Source organism: Synechococcus sp. A10-1-5-1 (genome assembly GCF_023115425.1).
Classification (GTDB): Bacteria; Cyanobacteriota; Cyanobacteriia; order PCC-6307; family Cyanobiaceae; genus Vulcanococcus.
This window is the reverse complement of record NZ_CP096032.1, coordinates 1,440,022-1,461,146: the sequence shown is the minus strand read 5'-3', so window position 1 is coordinate 1,461,146 and position 21,125 is coordinate 1,440,022. Positions and strand designations below refer to the sequence as shown.

The window sequence follows — 21,125 nt, the reverse complement described above, 5'->3', positions numbered from 1 at the left end:
GCGGCTCAGCCTACCGAGGTTCTTCTACGGGCTCAGCATCCGCATTGGCCTGAGCCCGCTCCACATCGCCCTTCAGGCTGGTGTTCGCCAGCAGGACGCTGGCGGCCTCGCGCAGGCGACTGCCCCAGAGCTGTTCCTGCTGATAGCTGCTGAGGACGTAGTTGGGATCGCCAGCCAGGGCCTGCTTGGCCAGATCCAGGCTTTCGCCATTGCCAGGGTCCTGGGCATTGAGCGCTGCAGCCAGGGCCAGCATCGGTTCGGCTGCCGTGGGTCGAATTGTGAGCACGGATCGCCAGCGCCGGATGGCTTCGGTGTCCTTGCGCTGCTCGTAGAGCACCAGGGATTGGTTGTTGATCGCTTCCCAGAAATCGCTGCGCAGCTTTGACGCTCGCTCAAAGGCCGAAAGCGCGGCTTTGGATTCTCCTAGCAGGATGTAGCCATTGCCGAGATCGAAGTAGGAGCCGGCGTTCTTGTCGTCGATCCGCTGCCCTTCGCGGATCAACTCAATCGCGCGGGCCGGTTGGTTCGCTTTGAGGGCTAACGAGCCCTGGGCAAAGAGGATTCCGGCGTTGCGGGGATCGAGGTTCCGCGCTTGCTCGAGGGATGCGGAGGCTTCGGCGTCCTCGCCGCTGCGCAACTGGGCTTCAGCCAGCAGCAGCCAGCCCCGGGCATCGGTGGGGATCAGTTGAACGGTCAGGGCCGCCAAGCTCGCGGCTTCCTCGGCCTGACCGAGCTTTAGGAGTCGGCTGGCGGCTTGTGCAATGCCCAGGCCTGCGGCTTCGAGGTTGCGCTCGCTGGGCAGCACCACGTAGGGGACCAGAGCTTTGGCAGGGCTTCCAGTGAGGCTGGCCAGCATCAGGGGCGCTGCGGCGAGAACCTTCAACCAGCGCGCAGCCATCGATGCAGATCGATCGAGTGCTCAGCCTAGGGCTGCTGCAATGTTTCGCCTCCACATCGCGGGTTTGATTCGCCGCAGGGCCGAGGCCCGGAGCTTCTCGTCCCAGTCCCCATCGCTCCAGCCCAGGGCGTCGGCTCCTTGCAGATCCAGCCACCAGGGACGGGGCTGTAGGTCGGCATCGCTGCTGGAGACCAGTTCCCCTTGGTTCCAGGGGCAGACGTCTTGGCAGATGTCGCAGCCGGCCACCCAGCCGTTCAAGCTGCTGGCGATCTCTTCTGGCAGTTGCTCCGCTCGGTTTTCGATGGTGTGGAAGGCCAGGCAGCGGCGGCCATCGACGACGAAGGGTTCGCGGATGGCGCCCGTGGGGCAGGCGTCCAGACAGGCGCGGCAGGCCCCGCAGTGGGGCGTGGCGGGTTCGTCTGCGGGGAGGTCCATGCTGGTCAGCAGGTGCCCGATCAGCAGCCACGACCCCCAGTCGCGGTTGATCAGGTTGCTGTGTTTCCCGATCCAGCCCAGGCCGGCTTCCTCAGCCCAGGCCTTGTCCAGCAGGGGCGAGCTGTCGACGCAGGCGCGCCATAGGGCTTGCGGCTGCTGGTCTTCGAGCCAACGCCCCAGGGCACGCAAGCGCCCATCGATGACCCGGTGGTAGTCCCGGCCCCAGCCGTAACGGGCCACCTTCAAGCTGCCGGGTGCTGGTTCGGCATCGACGTAGTAGTTGAGGCCGACCGCCACAACACTGCGGACTCCCGGCAATAGCGCCTCAATCGCTTGTCGCCTGGGGTCCTGCATCCAGGCCATTTCCCCGTGATGTCCGGCATTCAGCCAGCGCTGCAGGGCGGCGTTGCGCAGGCGCATCCGCTCACTGCCGCCTGCTGAGGCAATCCCCACCAGGCTGAAGCCCAAGTCCAAGGCTTTGGTTTTGAGCGCCCTGACCAGAACCTCAGCCGGAAGGGGCTGTGGCTTGGGTTGATCGCCCCTACGCTTGCTCAACTTCCAAGGCCCTCCCAGTGAGTTCAGCAGTTGCAGGACGCTTCTCCAGTCTGTTGCGCTGGCTCGGGATCACCCTGGTGGTTCTGCTGGCCCTCCAGCTTTTGGCCGTGCTGTCGGTCAATGGTTGGGGCGATGAGAGCTTCCGTCAGCTGCTCAGCTCCACCCTGATCACCCAGTCGCCGATGGCCCTGGTGGGAATGCTGTTGATGCTCCTTGGCGCGCGTCTGGAGGATCCACTGTCCGGCCCGAACCCCCTGCGCTGGACGGTTTGCGTCATCAGCGGTGTTCTGGCGTTGGCTCTGCTGTTCACGGTTCCCGCCACCATCAGCGGTGACCAGAGCCTGAGCGACCAGACCAACCAGTCCCTGCAAGCCCAGCGTGGTCAGCTGGAGCTCGCCAAGGCCCAGCTCGACAATCCCAAGGTGCTCGAGCAGGTGATCGATCAGGGAGTGCAGAACGGCCAAATCCCTGAGGCTGCAAGCGACGAGGAGAAGAAGAAGGCCGCGCGCGCTTTCATGGAAAGCCAGTTGCAGCAGGCTGAAAACCAGATCAAGCAGGCCGAAACCCGCCGGGATCTGGCACTGAACCAACGCCGGATCGGTGGGACGGGTACCGCCGTGGTCCTTGTGATCGCCTTTGCGTTGCTCGCCCTGGCAGCTGTTCTGTAGGGCGACTGGCTAAGTTGCAGGTTGGCCCTTTGTGACCGGAATTCCGGCCAGTCGAGCGACGCAAATCAGTGGTGCAATCCAGCCCCAGACCTGAGCAACCGCTGGGCGATCGTCTCCAGCAGGACCTCAAAAACGACCTGATTGCAGGCCTGTTGGTGGTGATTCCCCTCGCCACCACCATTTGGCTAGCCACGACGGTGAGCCGCTTCGTCCTGGCGTTCCTGACGTCGATTCCGAAGCAGCTCAACCCGTTCAACACCCTCAACCCTGTTCTCCAGGAGTTGATCAACCTGGGCCTGGGCCTGCTTGTTCCCCTGCTGGGGATCCTGTTGATCGGCCTGATGGCCCGCAACATCGTCGGCCGCTGGTTGCTGGAGTTCGGTGAGGGCACCCTGCAGCGGATCCCCGTGGCTGGGTCCGTTTACAAAACCCTCAAGCAATTGCTGGAGACCTTCCTTCGGGATAACTCCAGCCGTTTTCGCCGTGTGGTGTTGGTGGAATACCCCCGTGAGGGGCTCTACGCCCTGGGCTTTGTCACCGGTGTGCTGGGGGCGACCCTCTCGGCGGGCTTTGACAAGCCGATGCTGAGTGTCTTTATCCCCACGGCCCCGAACCCCACCACCGGTTGGTACGCCGTGGTGCCGGAGTCCTCGGTTCAGGATCTGGATCTCTCGGTGGAAGATGCATTCCGCACGATCATCTCGGCAGGCATCGTCAATCCCGACGAGCGTGAAACCCCTGCCAGCCGTAGTTTCTCGAGTCTCCTCGCTCAGTTGCGAGCCCCCGCCTACTCCCCCCTTCCATCCAATAAGGCCTGATGCAGAGCCGCTCCGTAGCCCGTGAACTGGCCCTGCTGATGCTGGGACAGGTCAGTGACCGTCAGCCCAGTGCCGAGACGTCCCTCGACACTCTCCTGCAACAGGCCCTGGCCTCCCTGAGTCAACACGTGCGTGAGGCCCTGGATCAGGCCGCGACCGAACTGCAGGCGGCTCAACAGCAGCTTTTGGATAGTGAGTTGCAGGATCAGGGCGCTGTGGGTCAGTTGCCCCGCATTCGCCAGCACCTGCAGGACGGATTGGAGCACGCTGAGAACGGCCTTAATCGCCTGTCCGCGAGCTTGGAGCTACCCCGGCTGCTGATGCTTTCGGATCAAGAGGAGATCCGACGCGGTGCCATCGACCGCGCTCGGGCTGTGCTCTCCGGTCGTACTGATTTGGATCAGCGTTTGGATGCGGTCATGGAGGGTTGGCGCCTCACCAGGCTCCCTCGGATTGACCGGGACATCCTGCGGCTCGCAGCCGTGGACATCGAGCAGTTCAACACCCCCGCGCCGGTGGCTTGCAATGAGGCCGTCGAGCTGGCCAATCGCTACAGCGACGAGCAGGGGCGCCGCATGATCAACGGTGTGCTGCGTCGTTTCACCAACGCCCCCGCCAAGAGCTGAGAGACGGCATGGTTTACGACTGGTTCAATCGCAGCGCGGCCCCTCAGAACCCCCAGGATCCCCAGCCGGAACAGGCCGCTGAGCCGCCTGCCCAGGAAGAGGCCCCTGCAGTAGAAGCGCCCTCAGATATTGATCAGGACGCTCTCGATTGGGCGCGCCAGGCCTACGCCCGCCTGAAGGCCCAGCAGGAAGCGCAAAAGCAGGAAGTGGCTGCGGCTGCGGCTGAGCCAGAACCTGAACCAACCCCTCCAGTCGAGCCCACTCCAGAGCCCGATCCCACGCCGGTATCGGCTCAGGATCCCGTACAGGCTGTCCAGACCCCCGAGCCCGCTGTTGGCTTGTCGTTGTTGGAGCAGGCCGCGGCCCAGCGAGCCCAGCGCCAACAGGAGCAGCTGGAGCGGGCCATCGAGACCCCGGCTGCTCCCGTTGAACCGACTCCGGCGGCGACCGATGAGGCGGCTCCGAGCCTGGGGGATTTCGATGAGGACTTCACCTGGTCGGCAGAGGTGTTGGCCGCCCAAGGCCGCCAGCTATCCGACATTTCCCTCGAGGAAATTGATTGGCTTGGGCGCCTGCGCCGGGGCATGGAGAAGACCCGCCAGGGTTTTGTCACCCAGCTGCTCGACACCCTTGGTGATGACCCGCTGACCCCTGAGGTCCTCGATGACCTCGAATCGCTGTTGCTCCGCGCTGATGTCGGCGTGAAAGCCACCGACCAAGTCCTGGAGGCCCTGCGTAAGCGCCTCAACGAGGAAGTCGTCGAGCCCGAGGAGGGGATTCGCTTCCTCAAAGACCAGCTAAAGGGTCTGCTCGATCAGCCGATCCAGGCCAGTGGCACGGCGTTGCTTGCCCCAGAGCGCGGTCGCTTGAACGTTTGGCTGATGGTCGGGGTGAACGGGGTGGGTAAAACCACGACCCTCGGCAAGTTGGCCAACTTGGCGATCCGCAGCGGCTACAGCTGTCTGATTGCGGCCGCGGATACGTTCCGGGCCGCGGCGGTGCAACAGGTTCAGGTTTGGGGTGAACGCAGTGGCGTCACCGTGGTCTCGAACCCCTCCGCCAATGCGGATCCTGCGGCGGTGGTTTATGACGCGATCGGTGCGGCCCAGGCCAAGGGCACGGACCTGGTGCTGGTGGACACCGCCGGTCGCCTGCAGACCAAGCACAACCTGATGGAGGAGCTCTCCAAGGTGCGCCGGATCGTGGACAAGCTCGCCCCGGATGCCGAGGTCCAGTCGTTGTTGGTGCTGGACGCCAGCCAGGGCCAGAACGGTCTGAAGCAGGCCATGGCCTTTGCCCAGGCCGCCGGTCTCACTGGTGTCGTGCTGACCAAGCTCGACGGCAGCTCCCGCGGTGGCGTCGCCTTGGCGGTTTCCTCGGAAGCCGGGCTGCCGATTCGCTTCATCGGCGCCGGCGAAGGGATTCGCGACTTGCGGCCTTTCAACAGCTTCGAGTTCGTCGAAGCACTCCTCGCCAAGTAAGCCCAACAATCGCGGCTATCTTGCGCGCACGTGAGCACCGTGCCGCCTGCCCATCATTCGCATCCCGGTGGAGTGGGCTCCCTGAAGCCGGCATCCGCCGTCGCTTCACTGCGCCAACTGCTCGACAGCTTGGGGAAGGAGCAGCGCCGCAACCAGGAGTTGTTGGCGTCCTTGGCTTTTGCGCTGCGCAGCTTCACGAACCTCGAGCGTTTCCTGGAGTTGGTGCCTCTGGTGGCCACCCGCCTCGTCGAGGCCGAAGGCGCTGCTCTGGTGGTTTTTCACCCCGATGGGCGGCTCTGGCGTGAGCAGCTCCATGGCAGTCACCCCGAATTGCTGCGCCAGTTGGCAACCCTGCCCGATGAACCACTTCAGCAGGCCTCAGGAGATGAGGCGGTGGCCCAGCTGCTGGATGGGCTGGTGCGCCGGCACTTGGCGGATCGGCCCTTGGTCGCCACCTCCCTGTCAGCCCGCAGTCGTGTGCGAGGCCGTTTGTACGTCTTTGGCTCAAAGGCCGGCTTGAGCTGGAGCGAGAGTCACCGCCGCCACGTCCAACTGGTGGCGGACCTGGCCGGCGTCGCGGTGGAAGGCGATCAGCTGCTCCAGGAAGCCCGGCGCCATGAGCGGCTCGATCGCCAGCTCTCCACCGGCGGCGAAATTCAGGCCCAGTTGTTGCCGGACCACTGCCCGGTGATCGAGGGGGTCGAATTGGCCGCGCGCTGCCGTCCTGCGTTTGAAGTGGGCGGGGATTACTTCGATTTCATTCCCACTAGGCCCCAGCTGATTGGCCGGCAGCGGGAGCAGGGGCGTTGGGCCCTGGTGATTGGCGATGTCATGGGCAAGGGGGTCCCGGCGGGTTTGTTGATGACCTTGCTGCGGGGCATGCTCCGGGCCGAGGTTTCGAGTGGCTTGCCCCCCGATCAGATCCTCCATGACCTGAACCAATTGGCCCAGGAGGACCTGGCTCAATCCCACCGCTTCGTCACCCTCTTCTATTCCGATTTCGATCCCCGTACCCGGTTGCTGCGCTACGCGAATGCGGCCCACAACCCACCCTTGATCTGGAGGCGGATTCGCCATGCAGTCGAGCGCTTGGATGCGCCGGGTCTGCTGATCGGTCTGCAGAGCGAGGCCCAGTACGGATGCGAGCAGATCGTGCTGGAGCCGGGCGATGTGTTGCTCTGCTACACCGACGGCGTCACGGAAGCGTCCGGCCTCAACGGCGAGCGCTTTGACGAGGAGCGCCTGGTCCAGGCCCTGCAAACGGCCTGCCGCTCTGGCGGTGGTGCCCAGGGGATCTTGGATCAGCTGTTTGCTCGCCTCGATCGCTTCGTCGGGCCCGATCGCCCCTTGGATGACGACGCCTCGATGGTGGTGTTGAAGGTGCGCGAGGAGGTGACCCTGCCGAGCGTGAGTAGTCGCCTGCCAAGCTGAGATTCAGCAGCGATATCGGGCCCGATGGCCGTTGATTCCTCTTCCTCCACCTGGAGTCAGCGCTTTGAGCAGGGTCTGCATCCCGCGATTGAGCGTTTCAACGCCTCGATCGGTTTTGACATCACCCTGCTACAGCAGGACCTGGATGGATCGATCGCCCATGCCCGGATGTTGGGCAGCACCGGGGTGATCACGGCCGAGGAGGCTGAGCAGCTGGTGGGTGGTCTGGAGCAGGTCCGAGCGGAGGCGGCCGCTGGCCAGTTCCACCCTGGTCTCGAGGATGAGGACGTTCACTTCGCCGTCGAGAGAAGGCTGATCGCGATCCTGGGGCCCCTGGGCAAAAAGCTCCACACCGGTCGCTCCCGCAATGACCAGGTGGGTACGGATTTGCGGCTCTGGCTGCGGGGGCAGATCGATGCGATCGATGGCGCTTTGGTGCGCTTCGAGCGGGCGCTGCTTGCCCAGGCCGATGCCCACGCTGAGGTGATGATCCCGGGTTACACCCACCTGCAGCGGGCCCAGCCCATCTGTCTGGCCCATCACCTGCTGGCCTATGTGGAGATGGCGGAGCGGGATCGCGGTCGCCTGACGGATCTGCGCAAACGGGTCAACATTTGTCCGCTAGGGGCCGCGGCCCTGGCGGGGACTCCAGTGCCGATCGATCGGCGTCAGACGGCGGCGGCCTTGGGTTTTGACGAGGTCTATGCCAACAGCCTCGATGCGGTGAGTGACCGCGACTTTGCGGTGGAGTTCAGTGCGGCCGCCAGCTTGGTAATGGTGCATCTGAGCCGCCTCAGCGAGGAGGTGATCCTCTGGGCCAGCGAGGAGTTTCGCTTCGTCAGCCTCACGGATCGCTGCGCCACCGGCAGCAGCCTGATGCCCCAGAAGAAAAACCCCGATGTTCCCGAATTGGTGCGGGGCAAGTGCGGGCGTGTGTTTGGTCACCTGCAGGGTCTGCTGGTGATGATCAAGGGCTTGCCCCTGGCCTACAACAAGGATTTCCAGGAGGACAAGGAGGCCCTCTTTGATGCCGTGGCCACGACCCTGGCTTGCCTGGAGGCGATGGCGATCTTGTTTGAGGAGGGGCTCGAGTTTCGTCCGCAGCGTCTGGAGCAGGCGGTGGAGAGTGACTTTTCCAACGCCACGGATGTGGCGGATTACCTGGTCGGTAAAGGTGTCCCCTTCCGGGAGGCTTATCAATTGGTGGGCGGCCTCGTCAAAACCTGTCTGCAGGAGGGGGTCCTGTTGCGAGAGCTGCCGCTGGAGCGTTGGCAGGAGCTGCACGCTGCCTTCGAGGCCGACATCTTTGACGCCATTCATCCGCGTCAGGTGGTCGCTGCCCGACGCAGTGAAGGGGGGACGGCCTTTGATCAGGTTCGGCTTCAACTGGAGCGAGCCAAAGGGCGGCTCCCGCATTGAGCCAACCCGTTCAAATGGCTTCAGCCGGTCTAGGGTTCGAGTGCTGAATCAACGCCGAATCGGCCCGGACGGCCTGTGAGCATTTTTGTTGGCAACCTCCCTTTTCGCGCAGAGCAAGAGGACGTCGCTGAGTTGTTTGTCCCCTTTGGCGACGTCGCCAATTGCTCCCTTCCTTTAGAGCGGGACACCGGCCGGAAGCGCGGATTCGCCTTTGTCGAACTTGTCGATCCCGACAGTGAAGATCGCGCGATCGAAGCCCTGCAAGGGGCTGAGCTGATGGGCCGTCCCCTCCGCATCAACAAAGCTGAACCGCGTTCTGGCGGAGGTGGCGGAGGTGGCGGTGCCCCGCGCCGTGTTGGTGTCTATGGCGGCGGCTATGACAGCAACCCCGCACCCGCTCCTCGGGTCGATCGTCCCTCCGGAGCCCAGGGTTGGGAAGACCGCAGCTATGGCAGTCAGAATGATTCCTTTGGCGAAGGCAGGACGCGCCGTCGCCGCAGTAGCTATCAGGGCGATTAGTCCTGGGCGATGACGCCCCAAAACAGGGCGTAGAGCGCGACGACGACACCAAGGCTGGTGCCCCAGCTGGGGCCCAGGCTGAAGCCCAGGCCAAGGTTGATGCCGAAGCCCATCACCAACGCCAGAGCAAGGCAACCGCTGAGCTTGAGGGTGGTTATCGCGGCTGCGTCCTCCTCATCCAGCAGGCGTCCACTGAGGGGGATGTACGCGCTGACGGCCCAGAGGGCTGTCCCCGGCAGCCATAGGCTCCAACTCGTGAGTAGCCAGTCGGAGATCACGAGAGCGCAACCGGAGCAGGGGATCTCCTTAGCATCGCGCTTCTCCAGCTGACCCCCGTGACTGCTTCGACCTGGCACTTTCAGGGGTACCCCATCCATTGCCTGCAGAAGGGTCCGCTGGAGCCAGCCGCTGCTGAGAAACCGGCGTTGCTGTTGGTGCACGGCTTCGGGGCCTCAACCGATCACTGGCGCTTCAATATTCCAGCGCTGCAGGAGCACTACGAGGTCCATGCCCTGGATCTGTTGGGTTTTGGACGCAGCGCCAAGCCAGCGGGTCCCAAGTATGGCGGTGCCCTTTGGCGCGATCAGTTGGTCAGCTACGTCAGGGAGCGCATTGGCCGGCCGACGGTGACCGTTGGCAATTCACTGGGCGGCTATGCAGCCCTGGCAGCAGGGGCGGCTTTGGGCCAGGACAGCGCGGGGGTTGTGCTGCTAAATGCGGCCGGGCCCTTCTCCGATGAACAGGGGGAGCCAAAGGGTTGGGGTGCGATTACCCGCCGCACCGTCGGCTCAGCACTGCTGAAGAGCCCCATCCTGCAGCGCCTGTTGTTTGAAAACATGCGTCGCCCAGGGAATGTGCGCCGGACCTTGAACCAGGTCTATATCGATCGCACCAACGTCGATGACGAACTGGTGGAATCGATCCTGGCCCCGTCCCGGGATCCTGGAGCCTTTGGGGTCTTTCGAACGGTCTTTGATATTCCTCGGGGCCAGCCCCTCGATGAGCTCTTTGCTGAGCTTCAGTCGCCGCTCTTGTTGCTATGGGGCATCCGTGACCCCTGGATTAACGCGGCCGGTCGTCGGGGCGCGTTCCAGCGCCATGCCCCGCAGGGCACCCAGGAGGTGGTGCTTCAGGCCGGCCACTGTCCCCATGACGAAGTCCCACGCCAGGTGAATGCAGCCCTGTTGGAGTGGTTGGAGCAGCTCCCTTAGGCTGCGGCGATGCTCAAGGGTTCGGGACGGAAGCGGCGTTTTTTGGGCTACGGCGCCCTGAACGTCTTGGCGACGAACGTGGCGCTCCAGGGCCTGCTGTTGGTGATGGGCACGGGCTTGGCCACGTTCCTCAGTCAGCTCCTGAACGTGGGGCTGGGATTTGTTCTGTATGGCAAGCGGGTGTTTCGGGTGGAGCGCTTGCAGAAACGCTCTGCGATGTCCTATGCGGTCATGGCCCTCTGCCTTTGGTGGTGCAACTGGGCCGGGATCAGCGTGTTAGCCCGTTGGGGGCTCTCACGGAATTTGGCGGCGTTGCTGCTGATTCCTGTGCTCGCGGCGCTGTCTTACACGGTTCAAAAGCTGGTGGTTTTCCGCCAGCCAGCCGTTGAGCCTGTGCTGAAGTAGATCGAATTGAGCAGGGGAATCGAGGCAATGCAAACCGAGAGCACGCGTCCCCTGCTTTCGGTTGTCATTCCTTGCTTCAATGAAGTTGCCACGATCCTGGACTTGATCGAGCGGGTGCGTCAGGCTCCCGTGGCGTCTAAGCAGCTCATCGTTGTGGACGATGGTTCCAGTGATGGCACCCGTGAGTTGTTAAAAGGCTTGAGTGCGCCTGACCTGACTGTGCTGCTTCATGAGCGCAATAAGGGAAAAGGGGCAGCACTCGCCACCGGTTTTGCTGCGGCTCAGGGTCAGATCTGCATTGTTCAAGATGCCGATCTCGAATACGACCCCAACGAATATCCGCTTGTGATTGGTCCGATTGTTGAGGGCAAGGCGGATGTGGTGTTTGGCAGTCGTTTCCAGGGGGCGGCTCCCCATCGTGTGGTCTATTTCTGGCACCGCATGGGGAATGGATTCTTGACGTTGATGAGCAATATGTTGACCGATTTAAATCTCACGGATATGGAGACTTGCTATAAGGCATTCCGTACGGAAATTATTCAATCCATTCCGATTCGTGAGAAGCGTTTCGGCTTTGAGCCAGAGATCACGGCCAAGGTGGCGAAGCGTCGCTGCCGCATTTATGAGGTCGGTATTTCCTATTACGGGCGCACCTACGACGAAGGCAAGAAGATCGGCTGGAAAGACGGTGTTCGTGCCGTGTGGTGCATTCTCAAGTACAACCTCTGGGCACGCTGACGCTCGAGACCATGGGTCTGCAAGCTGCCGAAGGGCCGTATCCGCATCACTGTTTCACGGCTGCCAATGGCGATCAGCTTCGGGTTGTTCCTGAGCGGGGTGGCCTGGTGACCGGTTGGGTCAGTGGTGGTGAGGAGCGTCTCTATTTCGATGCGGAGCGTTTTTCAGACCCCGCCAAAAGTGTCCGCGGCGGCATTCCCGTGCTGTTCCCGATCTGCGGGAATCTTCCCGGGAACCGGCTCGATCTCCCGCAAGGCAGCTACACGCTTGCGCAACACGGTTTTGCCAGGGACCTGCCTTGGCAACTGCAGCCGTTGAGCGATGGCTCAGGGATTCGTTTGGTCTTGGAGTCCAATCCCCAAACGCTTGCGGCGTTTCCCTTCGCGTTTCGTTTGAGCCTGGATTACCGGCTGGAACCTTTGGCCCTTGAGATTCTGGCCACGGTTGAACACGTGCATGTCAGCGAAGGCACCATGCCGTTCTCGCTCGGCTTGCATCCCTATTTCGCTGTGAGCTCGTTGCCAGCCGCCAGCTTGGAGGGCTTACCCGAGACCTGTTTGGACCACCACCAGATGGCTCCCTCTTCAACGGCCGATCAGTTAGCCAAGCTCTCGGAGGGGGTGGACCTCCTCGCTGATCCCACGGGTGACGCGGTTCGCCTTGCTGATGCTGGTTCGGGCCAGACCGTCACCCTTGAACTCACCGCTCCCCTGGATTTGGCGGTGGTTTGGACTGAACCACCCCGAGCTATGGTTTGTCTCGAGCCCTGGACAGCGCCGCGGGGTTCCCTGGCGACGGGTGATCGCCGCCTGGAGCTTGAGCCTGGACAGACGATGCAGCTGCGTTGCCGCTACGTCTGCTCAGACGCCGGGTAGTCGCCCTCGGGCGAGCTGTTGCAGGGGATCAAACTCCCGCTTGATCGCTGCCACCAAGCCGTGGTTGGCCCGTGTAGGCCAGTGCGTCAGGCCGCGTGAAGACGGCTGCTGCAGGAGAGTCAACTGACCACCCATGGACTGGCAGCGCTCGCTCAGCGTCTGGACCTTGTGGGCGGGAAGGTCCTCGGGATCAGCCCAGCCCATCCCTTGGCCGATCCCCGCGGCCAGGTTGAGCTGGATGCCGGGCTCTTCGAGTAAGGCATGCGCTTGAGCCGGGGGTAGGCCAATGCGCATCAGCCAGCGTTCCTTCTTGAGTTGAGCCCCCGCAGCACGGCCTGTGCACTCGAGCTCCTGGAGTGAATCAGGGTCCAGGCTCATCGCTTCGAGTCCGAGGGTCGTCGCGTGTCTGCGGAGCTCCTGCAGTTGTGCCTCTACTGCGCTTTGGCTGATGCTCACCAGCCCCAACAGGAGGCTGGGTTGTCCTTCGGTCGTCCTCCAATCCAGCCGTTGCGGCATCAGATCGGCCCGTAGGCAGGCCTGTCGCATCGACTCCAAAGCCTTGAGCTCTCCTTGGAAGAGCAAGCCAGCGCGGTGCGGCTGTTTAGGGAAGGTGCGCAGGGTGACCTGGGTGATCAGTCCAAGGCTGCCCCAACTGCCGCAGAAGAGCCGCATCAAGTCGTAGCCGGCCACGTTTTTCACCACTTGGCCACCCGCTTTGGCCTCGGTGCCGTCCGCCCGCATCACCTCCAGACCGATCACTTGATCGCGGATCCCGAGGTAGCGCTGCCGAAAGCCACCGGCCATGCCACGGGCGACAAGCCCACCGATGGTTCCGCTCTGGCCTCCATCGGTCCCGCTCCCCCAGGGCCAATCGACGGCGAGCCACTGCTTGCTTTCCGCCAGGGCGGCCTGCAGTTCGATCAGGGGCAGGCCGGCTTCAACGGTCACGGTGTAGTCGCCGCTGGAATGGTGAATCAGCCGGTTCAGCTTGTTGGTGGTCAAGAGCTGCGGCTGCTCAAGCGGCGCACCCCAATGCAGCCTGGTGCCTGTGCCCGCCGGAGTCCACGGCAGGGCCTGCTGGTGCCACTGACGCACCAGATCTTGGAGTTCGCTGCGGTCAGGGCTGATCACGGCACGATGGTGCCATGGCTGAGCGGATCAAGGTCCTGGTCCTCGATGACGATCCGACGGGATCGCAGACGGTGCACAGCTGTCCCTTGTTGCTGCGTTGGGACGAGGACAGCCTGCGACAAGCACTGGCTCACCCCTCACCGCTGCTCTTTTTGCTAGCCAACACGCGGGCGCTGGATCCCAGGGCGGCCGAGCAGCGTGTTCGGAGCCTTTGTCAGGCCCTGAAACCCGCCTTGGTGGAAGCTCAGGCGGCGGGAATGATTGATCGCTGGTTAGTCGTCAGTCGCGGGGACTCAACCCTGCGCGGTCACTTTCCGCTGGAGCTCCAGGTGATCGAGCAGGAGCTGGGTCCTTTCTCCGCCACCTTGCTGGCCCCCGCGTTTTTGCCAGGGGGGCGCACCACCAAGGACGGCATGCACTTGCTGCATGGGGAACCGGTTCACACCACAGCCTTTGCTCAGGATCGTCTGTTCGGCTTTTCCAGTAGTTATCTGCCGGATTGGGTGGAGGAGAAGACTTCCGGTCAGATCCCAGCCGCGGCGGTGGAGCGCATCGGTCTCTCGGACTTGGAGGCAGGCCCCGGTGCCTTGCAGGCACGGCTCTCTGCTTTGCCTCCGGCAGTGACGGCCTGTGTCGATGCCGAGCAGCCCGAGCAGTTGAAGGCCCTTGGTGAGGCGATTTGGGCCTGTGCGCGTCAGGGGCAGCGTTTCGCCCTGCAGTCCGCCGCCAGCTTGATCAATGGGCTCGTGCCGTTGCCGCCCCAGCCGCTTTCTGCCTCTGGCTTGGCCGGTCTCAGGCGGCGGCAGCCCAGTGGCGACTGGATGCCTGGCTTGGTGCTGGTGGGCTCCCATGTGCCCTTGGCCGATGCACAACTAACCAGCCTGTTGGCTGAGCCGGCTTGTGCCGGCATCGAGCTTGACGTCCGCAAAGTGGCCCGTGTCATCAGCGGGCCTGAACCGGCTCGATTGCTGGCCAGCCTTGAGCAGTCCTGGCGGCAGCAGATCGAAACGGTCATCAGCCAGGGCCTGACACCCGTTGTCTTCACCAGCCGCGGCGAGCTTCATTGTTCGAGCCCTGCCGAACGCCGGGAGCTTGGCATCGCGCTGGCGCAGCTGATGGCCCGGCTGGCAGCAGTACTGGCACCCCAGCTGGGTTATCTGATCAGCAAAGGGGGAATCACGACCCATACGCTGCTGGAGTCGGGCCTGGAGGCGCCTTGGGTGGAGCTTCAGGGTCAGCTGTTCGCTGGTTTATCGCTGGTGCTGACACCTGGTGGTCTGCCGGTGATCACCTTCCCTGGCAATTTGGGTGATGCGCTGAGCTTGCGTCAGGCCTGGCAACTCATGCAGCAGCCCTGAGCCGTTGGCTGGCTTCCGAGGCCAGGCCACCGGCGGCGACCAGCGCAAGGGCCCAGAGGCTGTTCACCGAATCGCTCCAGAGGGCCGCGAGCAGAAATGCCAGCGAGACCGTTGCCACCAGGATCGGCGTCAGGGGGTAGGCCCAGCAGCGAAAGGGCCGATCCAGCTCCGGTTGGCGCTGCCGCAACACCATCAAGGTGACAAATCCGCAGAGGGGCAGTCCCACGTAGAGGAAGGCCCCCATGCCCAGAAGACTTTCAAAGGAACCACTGACCACCAGCAAGGCGCTGCAGAGGGAGGTGATCAGCAGGGCATTGACTGGGGTCCCTCCGGCATTGACCTCGGCTGTGAAGGAGGGCATCAGCCCGTCGCGACCGAGGCCAAACAGGATGCGTGGGGCAGCCATGGCCACCGTGTTGGTCACCCCTAGCAGGGAGATCAAGGCCACGGCGGTGATCACCGTCCCGCCAAACGGCCCCACAAGGCGTTCGGCCGCTGTGGCCGCGGGCAGGCTTGATTCCGCCAGCACTGGGATGGGCAGCACATGCAGCAGGGCGGCATTGATCAGTAAGTAGAGCCCTGCGACGGCCAGCACGCCTCCGATCAGCGAGCGCGGCAAGTCCCGGCTGGGCGAACTGAATTCTTCAGCGAAGTAAATCGGACAAGCCCAGCCGTCGTAGGTCGTGATCACGGCCTGCAGGGCTAGCACCACCGGCACGAATAAGTTCACATCAGGCGGGATGAAGCTGGCGGGTGCTTCCACGCGGTTTGGTAGCGGCAGCGCGAAGCAGGTCACCACCAAGGCCGCAAAGATCAGGGCCTTGATCAGGCTTAGAAACTCTTGGCTGGCTCCCCCTGAGCGCACGCCTGGCCATTGGATCAGGGTGAAGAGCGCCAGGATTCCGACGGCGATCCAAGCGCTGCTGACGGGCAAGAGAGGGGCGAGGTAGTCCCCCAGGGTCGTGACCACCCAGGCCAGGCCGATGCAGTGCGCGATCCAGTCGCTCCAGCCCACCAAAAATCCCGCACGGCGCCCAAATGCCTCTTCGGCGTAGACGTACCAGCCACCTGCTTTCGGCAGGGCCGCCGCTAGTTCAGCCACGCAGACGGCGCCCAGCAGGGCGTAGGAGGCTCCCAGCACCCAGATCCAGAGAATCAGCGGTTGGGAGGGCAGTTGCTCCGCCACCAACCCTGGGATCCGCAGGATACCTGCACCGATGGTTCCGCCGATGGAGCCCGCGAGTCCAAAGCCCACGCCAAGCACCTTCAGCAGGCGGCCGGATTCGTTCAAACCTCAATACCGATTGCGCGAACCAGGCTGGTCAGCGCCTTACGTTCAATGTGGACCAGATCCAGCAAGCGTCAAGAAAACTTGGCTTGGCGCCACACCTAGGATCCGGCGATGCCAAGCAGAGTGCAGCTGCCGAAACCGCTGGCTTGGGCTGGCCTGGACGCCGGTTTGATCGTCGCCCTTTGGGTGGGATTTCACCAGCTCCGCTTTGGCGTGGAGCCGGAGATCAGCAAAGGGCCGCTGATTGTCATTCCACTGTTGGTCTTTCTGCAGTGGTTGCTTGGCGCCTATGCCGGCCTCGCCCGCCGCACCCTGACGGTTCAAGACCACTTCAATCGTTATCTCGCCGCCTGCGTCGCCGTTGTTTTGATCCTTGTGGTCAGCTACGTGGTGTCGGGCCTCAGCCTGGATGCGTCCATTGGCCGCGGCTTCCTGATTCCAGTGCTGTTGAGCGGTGGCTGCAGCCTCTTGCTCCTGCATGGCCTTCAAGGCAGTAGTCATTTTTGGCAGCCCCAGCAGCGTTGGTTGGTGTTGGCTGAGAAACAAGAACGACGGGTGTTGTCCCAGGAGCTGGAGCACGGAGGCTGCGATGTGCCGGCGGCCGTGGAATGGCGGCCCCTGTCTGGTGCTGCCCCGATCCCTGATTTTCTGCCTGAGTTGCTCAAGCTCCAAGGCGTCGCCGTTGGCCGTGGCTCGGTGATCGCTGAAGACCAGGAGGTACTGCTCCGCTGGCAACGCCAGGGGGTGGTGATTCGCCCTCTGGCGGAATGGGCTTTGCATCACTTGAAGCGCTACCCGCCAGGCCTGCTGCAACAGTTGGATTGGACGGAACAGCTGGAGCGCCTGTCCGGTCCCCGTTCACCCCAGCGCTTCCGGCTCAAGCGCTTAGTGGACCTTCTCTTGGCCAGCGCAGCCTTACCCGCCTTGGCCACGCTTCTGGTCCTCACCCGTCTGAGTCCCAAGGTTGCGATGGTGCAATCTCCCTGCGCTGGCATTGATGGCCAGGTCTTCGGTCAGTGGCGCTTGGGTGGTTCCCGCTGGCTGGAGCGCACAGGCTTGGCTGCGCTTCCTCAAGTTCTCAATGTTCTGGGGGGTGAGATGAGTCTGGTGGGCCCTAGGCCGGTGAGCCCCGAGCAGCAGAACCATTTGTGTGACTTGGATGAGAGTTTTGAGCTCAGGCTCTTGATCAAGCCTGGGATGACCGGCTGGGGTCGTATCTCGGGCCCTGCACCCCAGGAGGTCGATGCCTTGCGTTGGGAATTGGGCCGGGATCTGTATTACCTAGCCCGGGGATCGGCGGCCCTTGACCTCTGGATCTTGTTCCGTGCGGGTTCCAGCTTGCTGGCGAAATCTCTGCTGGGTTTGATCCAATGGCGGTAACGAAGCGTCGACTGGCGGCGCTGGTCACCCATCCCATCCAGTACTTCAAACCGATCTTTCAAGGTTTGGCTGCTGACCCTGAGGTGGAGTTGCTGGTGGTTTACGGCTGCGACCACGGCTTAGAGGCCAGCGCAGATCCTGATTTCGGGGTGACTTTTGCCTGGGATAGCAATCCAATCGAAGGCTTTCCCTCGAGCTTTGCCAGCAGGGCGCCCTTGCAGGCCCTGAGCTCCATCAGCGGTGCCTGGCCCATTGCCCGCCAAGCAGCAGCGCAGATCCAGGCGTTTCAGCCCGATGCAGTGTTGGTCTTTAGCTACTCCCCGCGGTTCATTCAGTTCACCACCCTTCTGTTGGCCCAGGCCAGACAGACGCTTTGGCTGCGGGCTGAAACGACCGACCATGCCCTTGAGCGCTCGGGGATGAAGCGCTTGGTGCGTGATCGGGTCTTGAAGCGTTGGTATGGACTCTTTCGCCACGTCTTCCCGATCGGCACCCGCTCGCAGCAGCACTACGTGCGCTTAGGCATTCCCCTCGAAAAGCAGAGCCTGGCTCGCTATGCGGTCGATGTGGATTTCTTTGCGGCGCAGGTGGCCCAATGGAAGCCGCAGCGTCAGCAACTTCGCCGCGAGCTGCAGATTCAGCCCGAGGACCATGTGTTGCTGTACGTCGGCAAGATCAGCCCAGTCAAAAATCCTTTGCTGCTGCCCCAGGCCCTGGCGCACTTAAAAGCAGACCCTCGATTGCATTCGATCGTGGTTGTCGTGGTTGGAGACGGCGAGCTGAGAGCAGCCCTGGAGACTGAACTGGAGGCTGTGATCCCTGGTCGCTGGCACGGGCTGGGTTTTCAAAATCAGCAGAAACTCGGTCGCTTTTATGCGCTAGCGGACACCTTGGTGCTGCCCTCGATCCAAGGGGAGACCTGGGGATTGGTGGTCAATGAGGCTCAGCAATTTGGGCTGAATGTGGTTTGCAGCGACAAGGTGGGCTCCTCTGTTGATCTGGTGGAACCCTCCGAACGCGGCCGGGTCCATCGCAGCGGTGATGCCGCCGATTTCGCCCAGGCCATTGCTGAGCTCTGCACCTCTTCGGCTGTTGCGCGTCCGAGCGTGGAGCATTTGCCCCATCCTCAGCAGTTGGTGGGGCAGGTACTGAAACAGCTCAAGGGCTTGCCCGAAAACTGCGGCTGAGCAGCTGCATTGGGTGCAGGACTTCGAGCGTTGCTGGGGCGTGCTGACGCAGTTGAAGGGTGCAGCCGATGTTCGAGCTGGCGGCCAGGCCTGCGCCGGTTTGCGCCAAATCCGTGACTTTCATCCGACCCAATTCTGCGGCTGCCTCGGGTTGCACCAGGTTGTAGATGCCGGCACTGCCGCAGCAGACCCCTGCATCCAACGCTTCTTTGAGAGTGAGATGGGGGATGGCCTTCAGGAGCTGTCTGGGTTCGGCCTTGATCCCTTGCCCGTGAATCATGTGGCAGGCATCGTGGAAGGCCACCGCCAACGGTCTCTCCGCACTGGCGGGGGATCCATCCGCATGGGTCAGAGGTGTGAGTTGCTCTGTAAAGGAGGGCGCCAGGCCCACTTCGCTGAGGAATTCGTGGACGTCTTTGACGGGTGCTTCAAAGGAGGCCTGGGCTTCTCCAGCGAGGATTTGGCCGTACTGCTTCAGGGTGTGTCCGCAGCCTGAGGCGGCGATCAGGACGGCGTCCACGGGTTCGCTGGTCTTGAACGACTGAATCAGATCGCGCGCCAACGTTTTGGTCTGCTCGAGTTCTCCTTGGTGATGGGTGGCGGCTCCACAGCAGCCCTGTTCCTCAGGGATGACCACTTCAAAGCCATTGGCGCTGAGAACAGCAACGGTGGCTTGGTTCACATCAGGGTCAAACACCCGTTGAACGCAGCCAAGCACCAAGGCCACCCGTCCGCGTTTGGCTCCTTGGGCGGCCACGACAGTGGGGAATGGCGCCGCTTCTGAGGTCTTGGGCAGCTCGGGCAGCAACCGGTCCATCGCTTCGATTTCTGGCCCCAGCACGCGCAGCAGGCGGTTGCGCCTGATCCAGCCTTGAAGACTCGAGCCGCTGTAGCTCCGCAGCAGCAAGAGCAGTGGTCGCAGCCGGTTGGGGTACGGCAGCAGGGAGAACAACAGCTTGCGGAAACTCCGCTGCCAGGGACTTCTGAGTTCCGGAGCGTTCAGCTTGGGCCGGGTTTCTTCGATCAGTTCGTCGTAGCGAACACCCGATGGACAGGCGCTGACGCAGGCGAGGCAGCCCAGGCAGGTGTCGAAATGAGCTGCGACCTGTTGATCGAGCGCGAGCTCTCCATTGTCAATCGCTTTGAGGGCATGGATGCGTCCCCGTGGGGAGTCCATCTCCGTACCGAAGACGCGGTAACTCGCGCAGGTGGGTAAACAGAAACCACAGTGCACGCAGGGATCGGTAGCGGCTGAGCCCATCCCTGTAACCTTCCGCGTCGCGATCGAACTTGGATATTCAATGTCACGCCGCCCTGGCTTGTTGGCACTGTTGCTGTTGTTGTCGGCGATTGCGACATCAGCGGCGCTGAACTTGGCCTTCACGCTTCCGCTGCTGCTTCTGGGGTTGTCGTTGTTGGCCTTCAGTCAGGTGCGGTGGCTGCGGCGATGGAAACCTGCGGGGGACGGCACTCTGATCCTTGGCATGACGGCGGTTATGGCTGGATTGGCCTTCTCCGCCGTGAATGCCGCCCGGAGCGGTTGGTTTGACGCGCTGAAGCCACGTCCATCAGTGCCTGTGCGACCGCCAGCACCTGTGGCGACTCGGAAAGACGGTGATCAGGCGTCACAGAAACCAGCACCGAAGCCCACGTCACAGGTTCTGGTGATTGATGAGCCGGGCAAGCATGTTGCTGATTACGGAACCAGTGCCTCAGAAGGGGCTTGGATGAGTGGTCCTGAGGAATCACTCGGCTATCGCTACCGCAACGGACTACAACCCCTCAAGGCCAAGTTGCTGGGCCAGACGTCTGGGCGGACGATCTATGACGTCGTCTATTCATTTGATGAACGCGGGAATCGTGCTTCTTCTCAACCCTCTGATCCGCTCGCTCAATCCCTGGTTGTCTTCCTAGGAGGGTCGTTCATGTTTGGCGAGGGACTCAACGACCAGGAGACCTTGCCCTCGCTGTTTTCGATGGCTGCTGGGCGACCTGTGGTCAATGCTGGGATGCATGGCTACGGCACCCATCAGGCCTATCGCCTCTTGGATGACCCAGTCACCTATCAAAAGCGTATTGGTGATCAACCAGTTGATCACATCGTTTATCGGATGATCGGTGATCATGCCAATCGTGCCAGCGGTCGTTATTCCTGGGATCGCCATGGACCCTGCTATCAGTTGAGCGCAGAGGGAAAACCTCAGTACCAAGGCTCTTTTTTGCGCTGCGGAAAGCGTTGGGGTTTTCATAACGCTGCAAGCAATATTTTGCAGACGTTGTCCAATTCAGCTGAGCCCTTCACCAGGGATATGGCGCAAACTTGGGACCGTGCTCTAACGGAGCGGCGCAATCAGCGCCGGCATTTTGCATTGATCGTGGGGATGCGGGCGAAGGCGGCAGCCAGGGGCGCTGATTTCATTGTGGTCAATGAGACCCTCTCGCCGGCAAGAACTCCTGCGGCCGATGGCCGCTATGGCTGCTCGGTCGATCAGCAATCGGTTGATTTCGGCAATGGGCTTCGAGCTCGGGGTGTGAAGGTGCTCGACACCCATCAGGTCCTGTCCTTAGAGCAGTGCTACGAGGGCACTTGGATTACGCCAGGGGATGGGCACCCATCGGCTGCCGCCAATCGGCAATTGGCACGCGTCCTGGCTGAGGAGCTCAAGCTGTCGCCTAGGTTTGCCCAATAGGTGGTCAGA

At 62.6% G+C, this 21,125-nt stretch carries 21 protein-coding genes; 15 read left to right on the top strand and 6 right to left on the bottom strand.

All coding sequences use genetic code 11. The features are described from left to right. Positions 1-10: 10 nt before the first annotated feature. Both MY494_RS07890 and queG read right to left on the bottom strand, forming a co-directional pair. Complete coding sequence (locus MY494_RS07890) at positions 11-898, bottom strand: tetratricopeptide repeat protein (RefSeq protein WP_247909686.1); 888 nt, start codon at positions 896-898, stop codon at positions 11-13. 21 nt (positions 899-919) lie between these two features. After that, complete coding sequence (gene queG / locus MY494_RS07885; protein WP_371820574.1) at positions 920-1,888, bottom strand: tRNA epoxyqueuosine(34) reductase QueG; 969 nt, start codon at positions 1,886-1,888, stop codon at positions 920-922. Positions 1,889-1,905: 17 nt separating this feature from the next. Here queG and MY494_RS07880 point away from each other — a divergent pair, with 17 nt between their 5' ends. The 7 genes from MY494_RS07880 to MY494_RS07850 all read left to right on the top strand — a co-directional run bounded on the left by MY494_RS07880 (position 1,906) and on the right by MY494_RS07850 (position 8,850). Continuing rightward, a complete protein-coding gene (locus tag MY494_RS07880) occupies positions 1,906-2,556 on the top strand; it encodes an HpsJ family protein (protein WP_247909685.1) in 651 nt (216 codons plus the stop codon). A 68-nt stretch (positions 2,557-2,624) separates the two neighbouring features. Beyond that, positions 2,625-3,374 carry a DUF502 domain-containing protein gene (locus MY494_RS07875; RefSeq protein WP_247909684.1) on the top strand — a complete coding sequence of 250 codons (750 nt, stop codon included), beginning with the start codon at positions 2,625-2,627 and terminating at the stop codon, positions 3,372-3,374. Continuing rightward, positions 3,374-4,000, top strand: coding sequence for a transcription antitermination factor NusB (gene nusB, locus MY494_RS07870; protein WP_247909682.1), 627 nt, complete (start codon positions 3,374-3,376; stop codon positions 3,998-4,000). The genes MY494_RS07875 and nusB overlap by 1 nt, the downstream gene beginning before the upstream one ends. Positions 4,001-4,008: 8 nt before the next feature. Next, entirely contained in the window at positions 4,009-5,481 is a 1,473-nt protein-coding gene (gene ftsY, locus MY494_RS07865) for a signal recognition particle-docking protein FtsY (protein ID WP_247909681.1), read from the top strand. A 30-nt stretch (positions 5,482-5,511) separates the two neighbouring features. Then, the gene (locus tag MY494_RS07860) at positions 5,512-6,912 is read left to right on the top strand and encodes a PP2C family protein-serine/threonine phosphatase (RefSeq protein ID WP_371820573.1); all 1,401 of its coding nucleotides are present in this window, start codon (positions 5,512-5,514) and stop codon (positions 6,910-6,912) included. Between the two features lie 24 nt (positions 6,913-6,936). Beyond that, positions 6,937-8,331 carry an argininosuccinate lyase gene (gene argH / locus MY494_RS07855; RefSeq protein ID WP_247909677.1) on the top strand — a complete coding sequence of 465 codons (1,395 nt, stop codon included), beginning with the start codon at positions 6,937-6,939 and terminating at the stop codon, positions 8,329-8,331. A gap of 75 nt (positions 8,332-8,406) precedes the next feature. Beyond that, positions 8,407-8,850, top strand: coding sequence for an RNA-binding protein (locus MY494_RS07850; RefSeq protein WP_247909676.1), 444 nt, complete (start codon positions 8,407-8,409; stop codon positions 8,848-8,850). Here MY494_RS07850 and MY494_RS07845 read toward each other — a convergent pair. Then, positions 8,847-9,128 (bottom strand): hypothetical protein, encoded by a 282-nt coding sequence (locus tag MY494_RS07845; protein WP_247909674.1) that lies wholly within the window; start codon positions 9,126-9,128, stop codon positions 8,847-8,849. The two genes, MY494_RS07850 and MY494_RS07845, sit on opposite strands and share 4 nt — an antisense overlap. A 57-nt stretch (positions 9,129-9,185) precedes the next feature. On the opposite strand from MY494_RS07845, the gene MY494_RS07840 reads away from it, so the two are divergent. From MY494_RS07840 to MY494_RS07825, 4 genes are read left to right on the top strand one after another with little or no spacing between them, the layout of a single operon-like run. Continuing rightward, entirely contained in the window at positions 9,186-10,061 is an 876-nt protein-coding gene (locus MY494_RS07840; protein WP_247909673.1) for an alpha/beta fold hydrolase, read from the top strand. 9 nt (positions 10,062-10,070) lie between these two features. Next, on the top strand, positions 10,071-10,466 hold the full coding sequence (locus tag MY494_RS07835; RefSeq protein WP_247909672.1) for a GtrA family protein: 396 nt from the start codon (positions 10,071-10,073) through the stop codon (positions 10,464-10,466). A 27-nt stretch (positions 10,467-10,493) separates the two neighbouring features. Continuing rightward, on the top strand, positions 10,494-11,204 hold the full coding sequence (locus MY494_RS07830) for a glycosyltransferase family 2 protein (protein ID WP_247909671.1): 711 nt from the start codon (positions 10,494-10,496) through the stop codon (positions 11,202-11,204). Between the two features lie 11 nt (positions 11,205-11,215). Continuing rightward, positions 11,216-12,079, top strand: a complete 864-nt coding sequence (locus tag MY494_RS07825; protein WP_247909670.1) for a galactose mutarotase — start codon at positions 11,216-11,218, stop codon at positions 12,077-12,079. Here MY494_RS07825 and MY494_RS07820 read toward each other — a convergent pair. Next, positions 12,065-13,210: an FAD-binding oxidoreductase gene (locus MY494_RS07820; RefSeq protein ID WP_247909669.1), complete on the bottom strand. Its 1,146-nt coding sequence runs from the start codon at positions 13,208-13,210 to the stop codon at positions 12,065-12,067. The genes MY494_RS07825 and MY494_RS07820 overlap by 15 nt on opposite strands. A 14-nt stretch (positions 13,211-13,224) precedes the next feature. Here MY494_RS07820 and MY494_RS07815 point away from each other — a divergent pair, with 14 nt between their 5' ends. Then, positions 13,225-14,568, top strand: coding sequence for a four-carbon acid sugar kinase family protein (locus tag MY494_RS07815; RefSeq protein ID WP_247909668.1), 1,344 nt, complete (start codon positions 13,225-13,227; stop codon positions 14,566-14,568). Here the strand turns inward: MY494_RS07815 and MY494_RS07810 are convergent. Beyond that, positions 14,552-15,859, bottom strand: coding sequence for an APC family permease (locus tag MY494_RS07810; RefSeq protein WP_247909667.1), 1,308 nt, complete (start codon positions 15,857-15,859; stop codon positions 14,552-14,554). The two genes, MY494_RS07815 and MY494_RS07810, sit on opposite strands and share 17 nt — an antisense overlap. A 111-nt stretch (positions 15,860-15,970) precedes the next feature. On the opposite strand from MY494_RS07810, the gene MY494_RS07805 reads away from it, so the two are divergent. Both MY494_RS07805 and MY494_RS07800 read left to right on the top strand, forming a co-directional pair. Next, entirely contained in the window at positions 15,971-17,239 is a 1,269-nt protein-coding gene (locus tag MY494_RS07805; RefSeq protein WP_247909666.1) for a sugar transferase, read from the top strand. Then, positions 17,230-18,426: a glycosyltransferase family 4 protein gene (locus MY494_RS07800; protein WP_247909665.1), complete on the top strand. Its 1,197-nt coding sequence runs from the start codon at positions 17,230-17,232 to the stop codon at positions 18,424-18,426. The genes MY494_RS07805 and MY494_RS07800 overlap by 10 nt, the downstream gene beginning before the upstream one ends. Here MY494_RS07800 and MY494_RS07795 read toward each other — a convergent pair. Continuing rightward, positions 18,398-19,687, bottom strand: a complete 1,290-nt coding sequence (locus tag MY494_RS07795) for a (Fe-S)-binding protein (RefSeq protein ID WP_247909664.1) — start codon at positions 19,685-19,687, stop codon at positions 18,398-18,400. The genes MY494_RS07800 and MY494_RS07795 overlap by 29 nt on opposite strands. A 40-nt stretch (positions 19,688-19,727) precedes the next feature. Here MY494_RS07795 and MY494_RS07790 point away from each other — a divergent pair, with 40 nt between their 5' ends. Continuing rightward, positions 19,728-21,116 (top strand): hypothetical protein, encoded by a 1,389-nt coding sequence (locus tag MY494_RS07790; protein ID WP_247909663.1) that lies wholly within the window; start codon positions 19,728-19,730, stop codon positions 21,114-21,116. Positions 21,117-21,125: the final 9 nt, after the last annotated feature.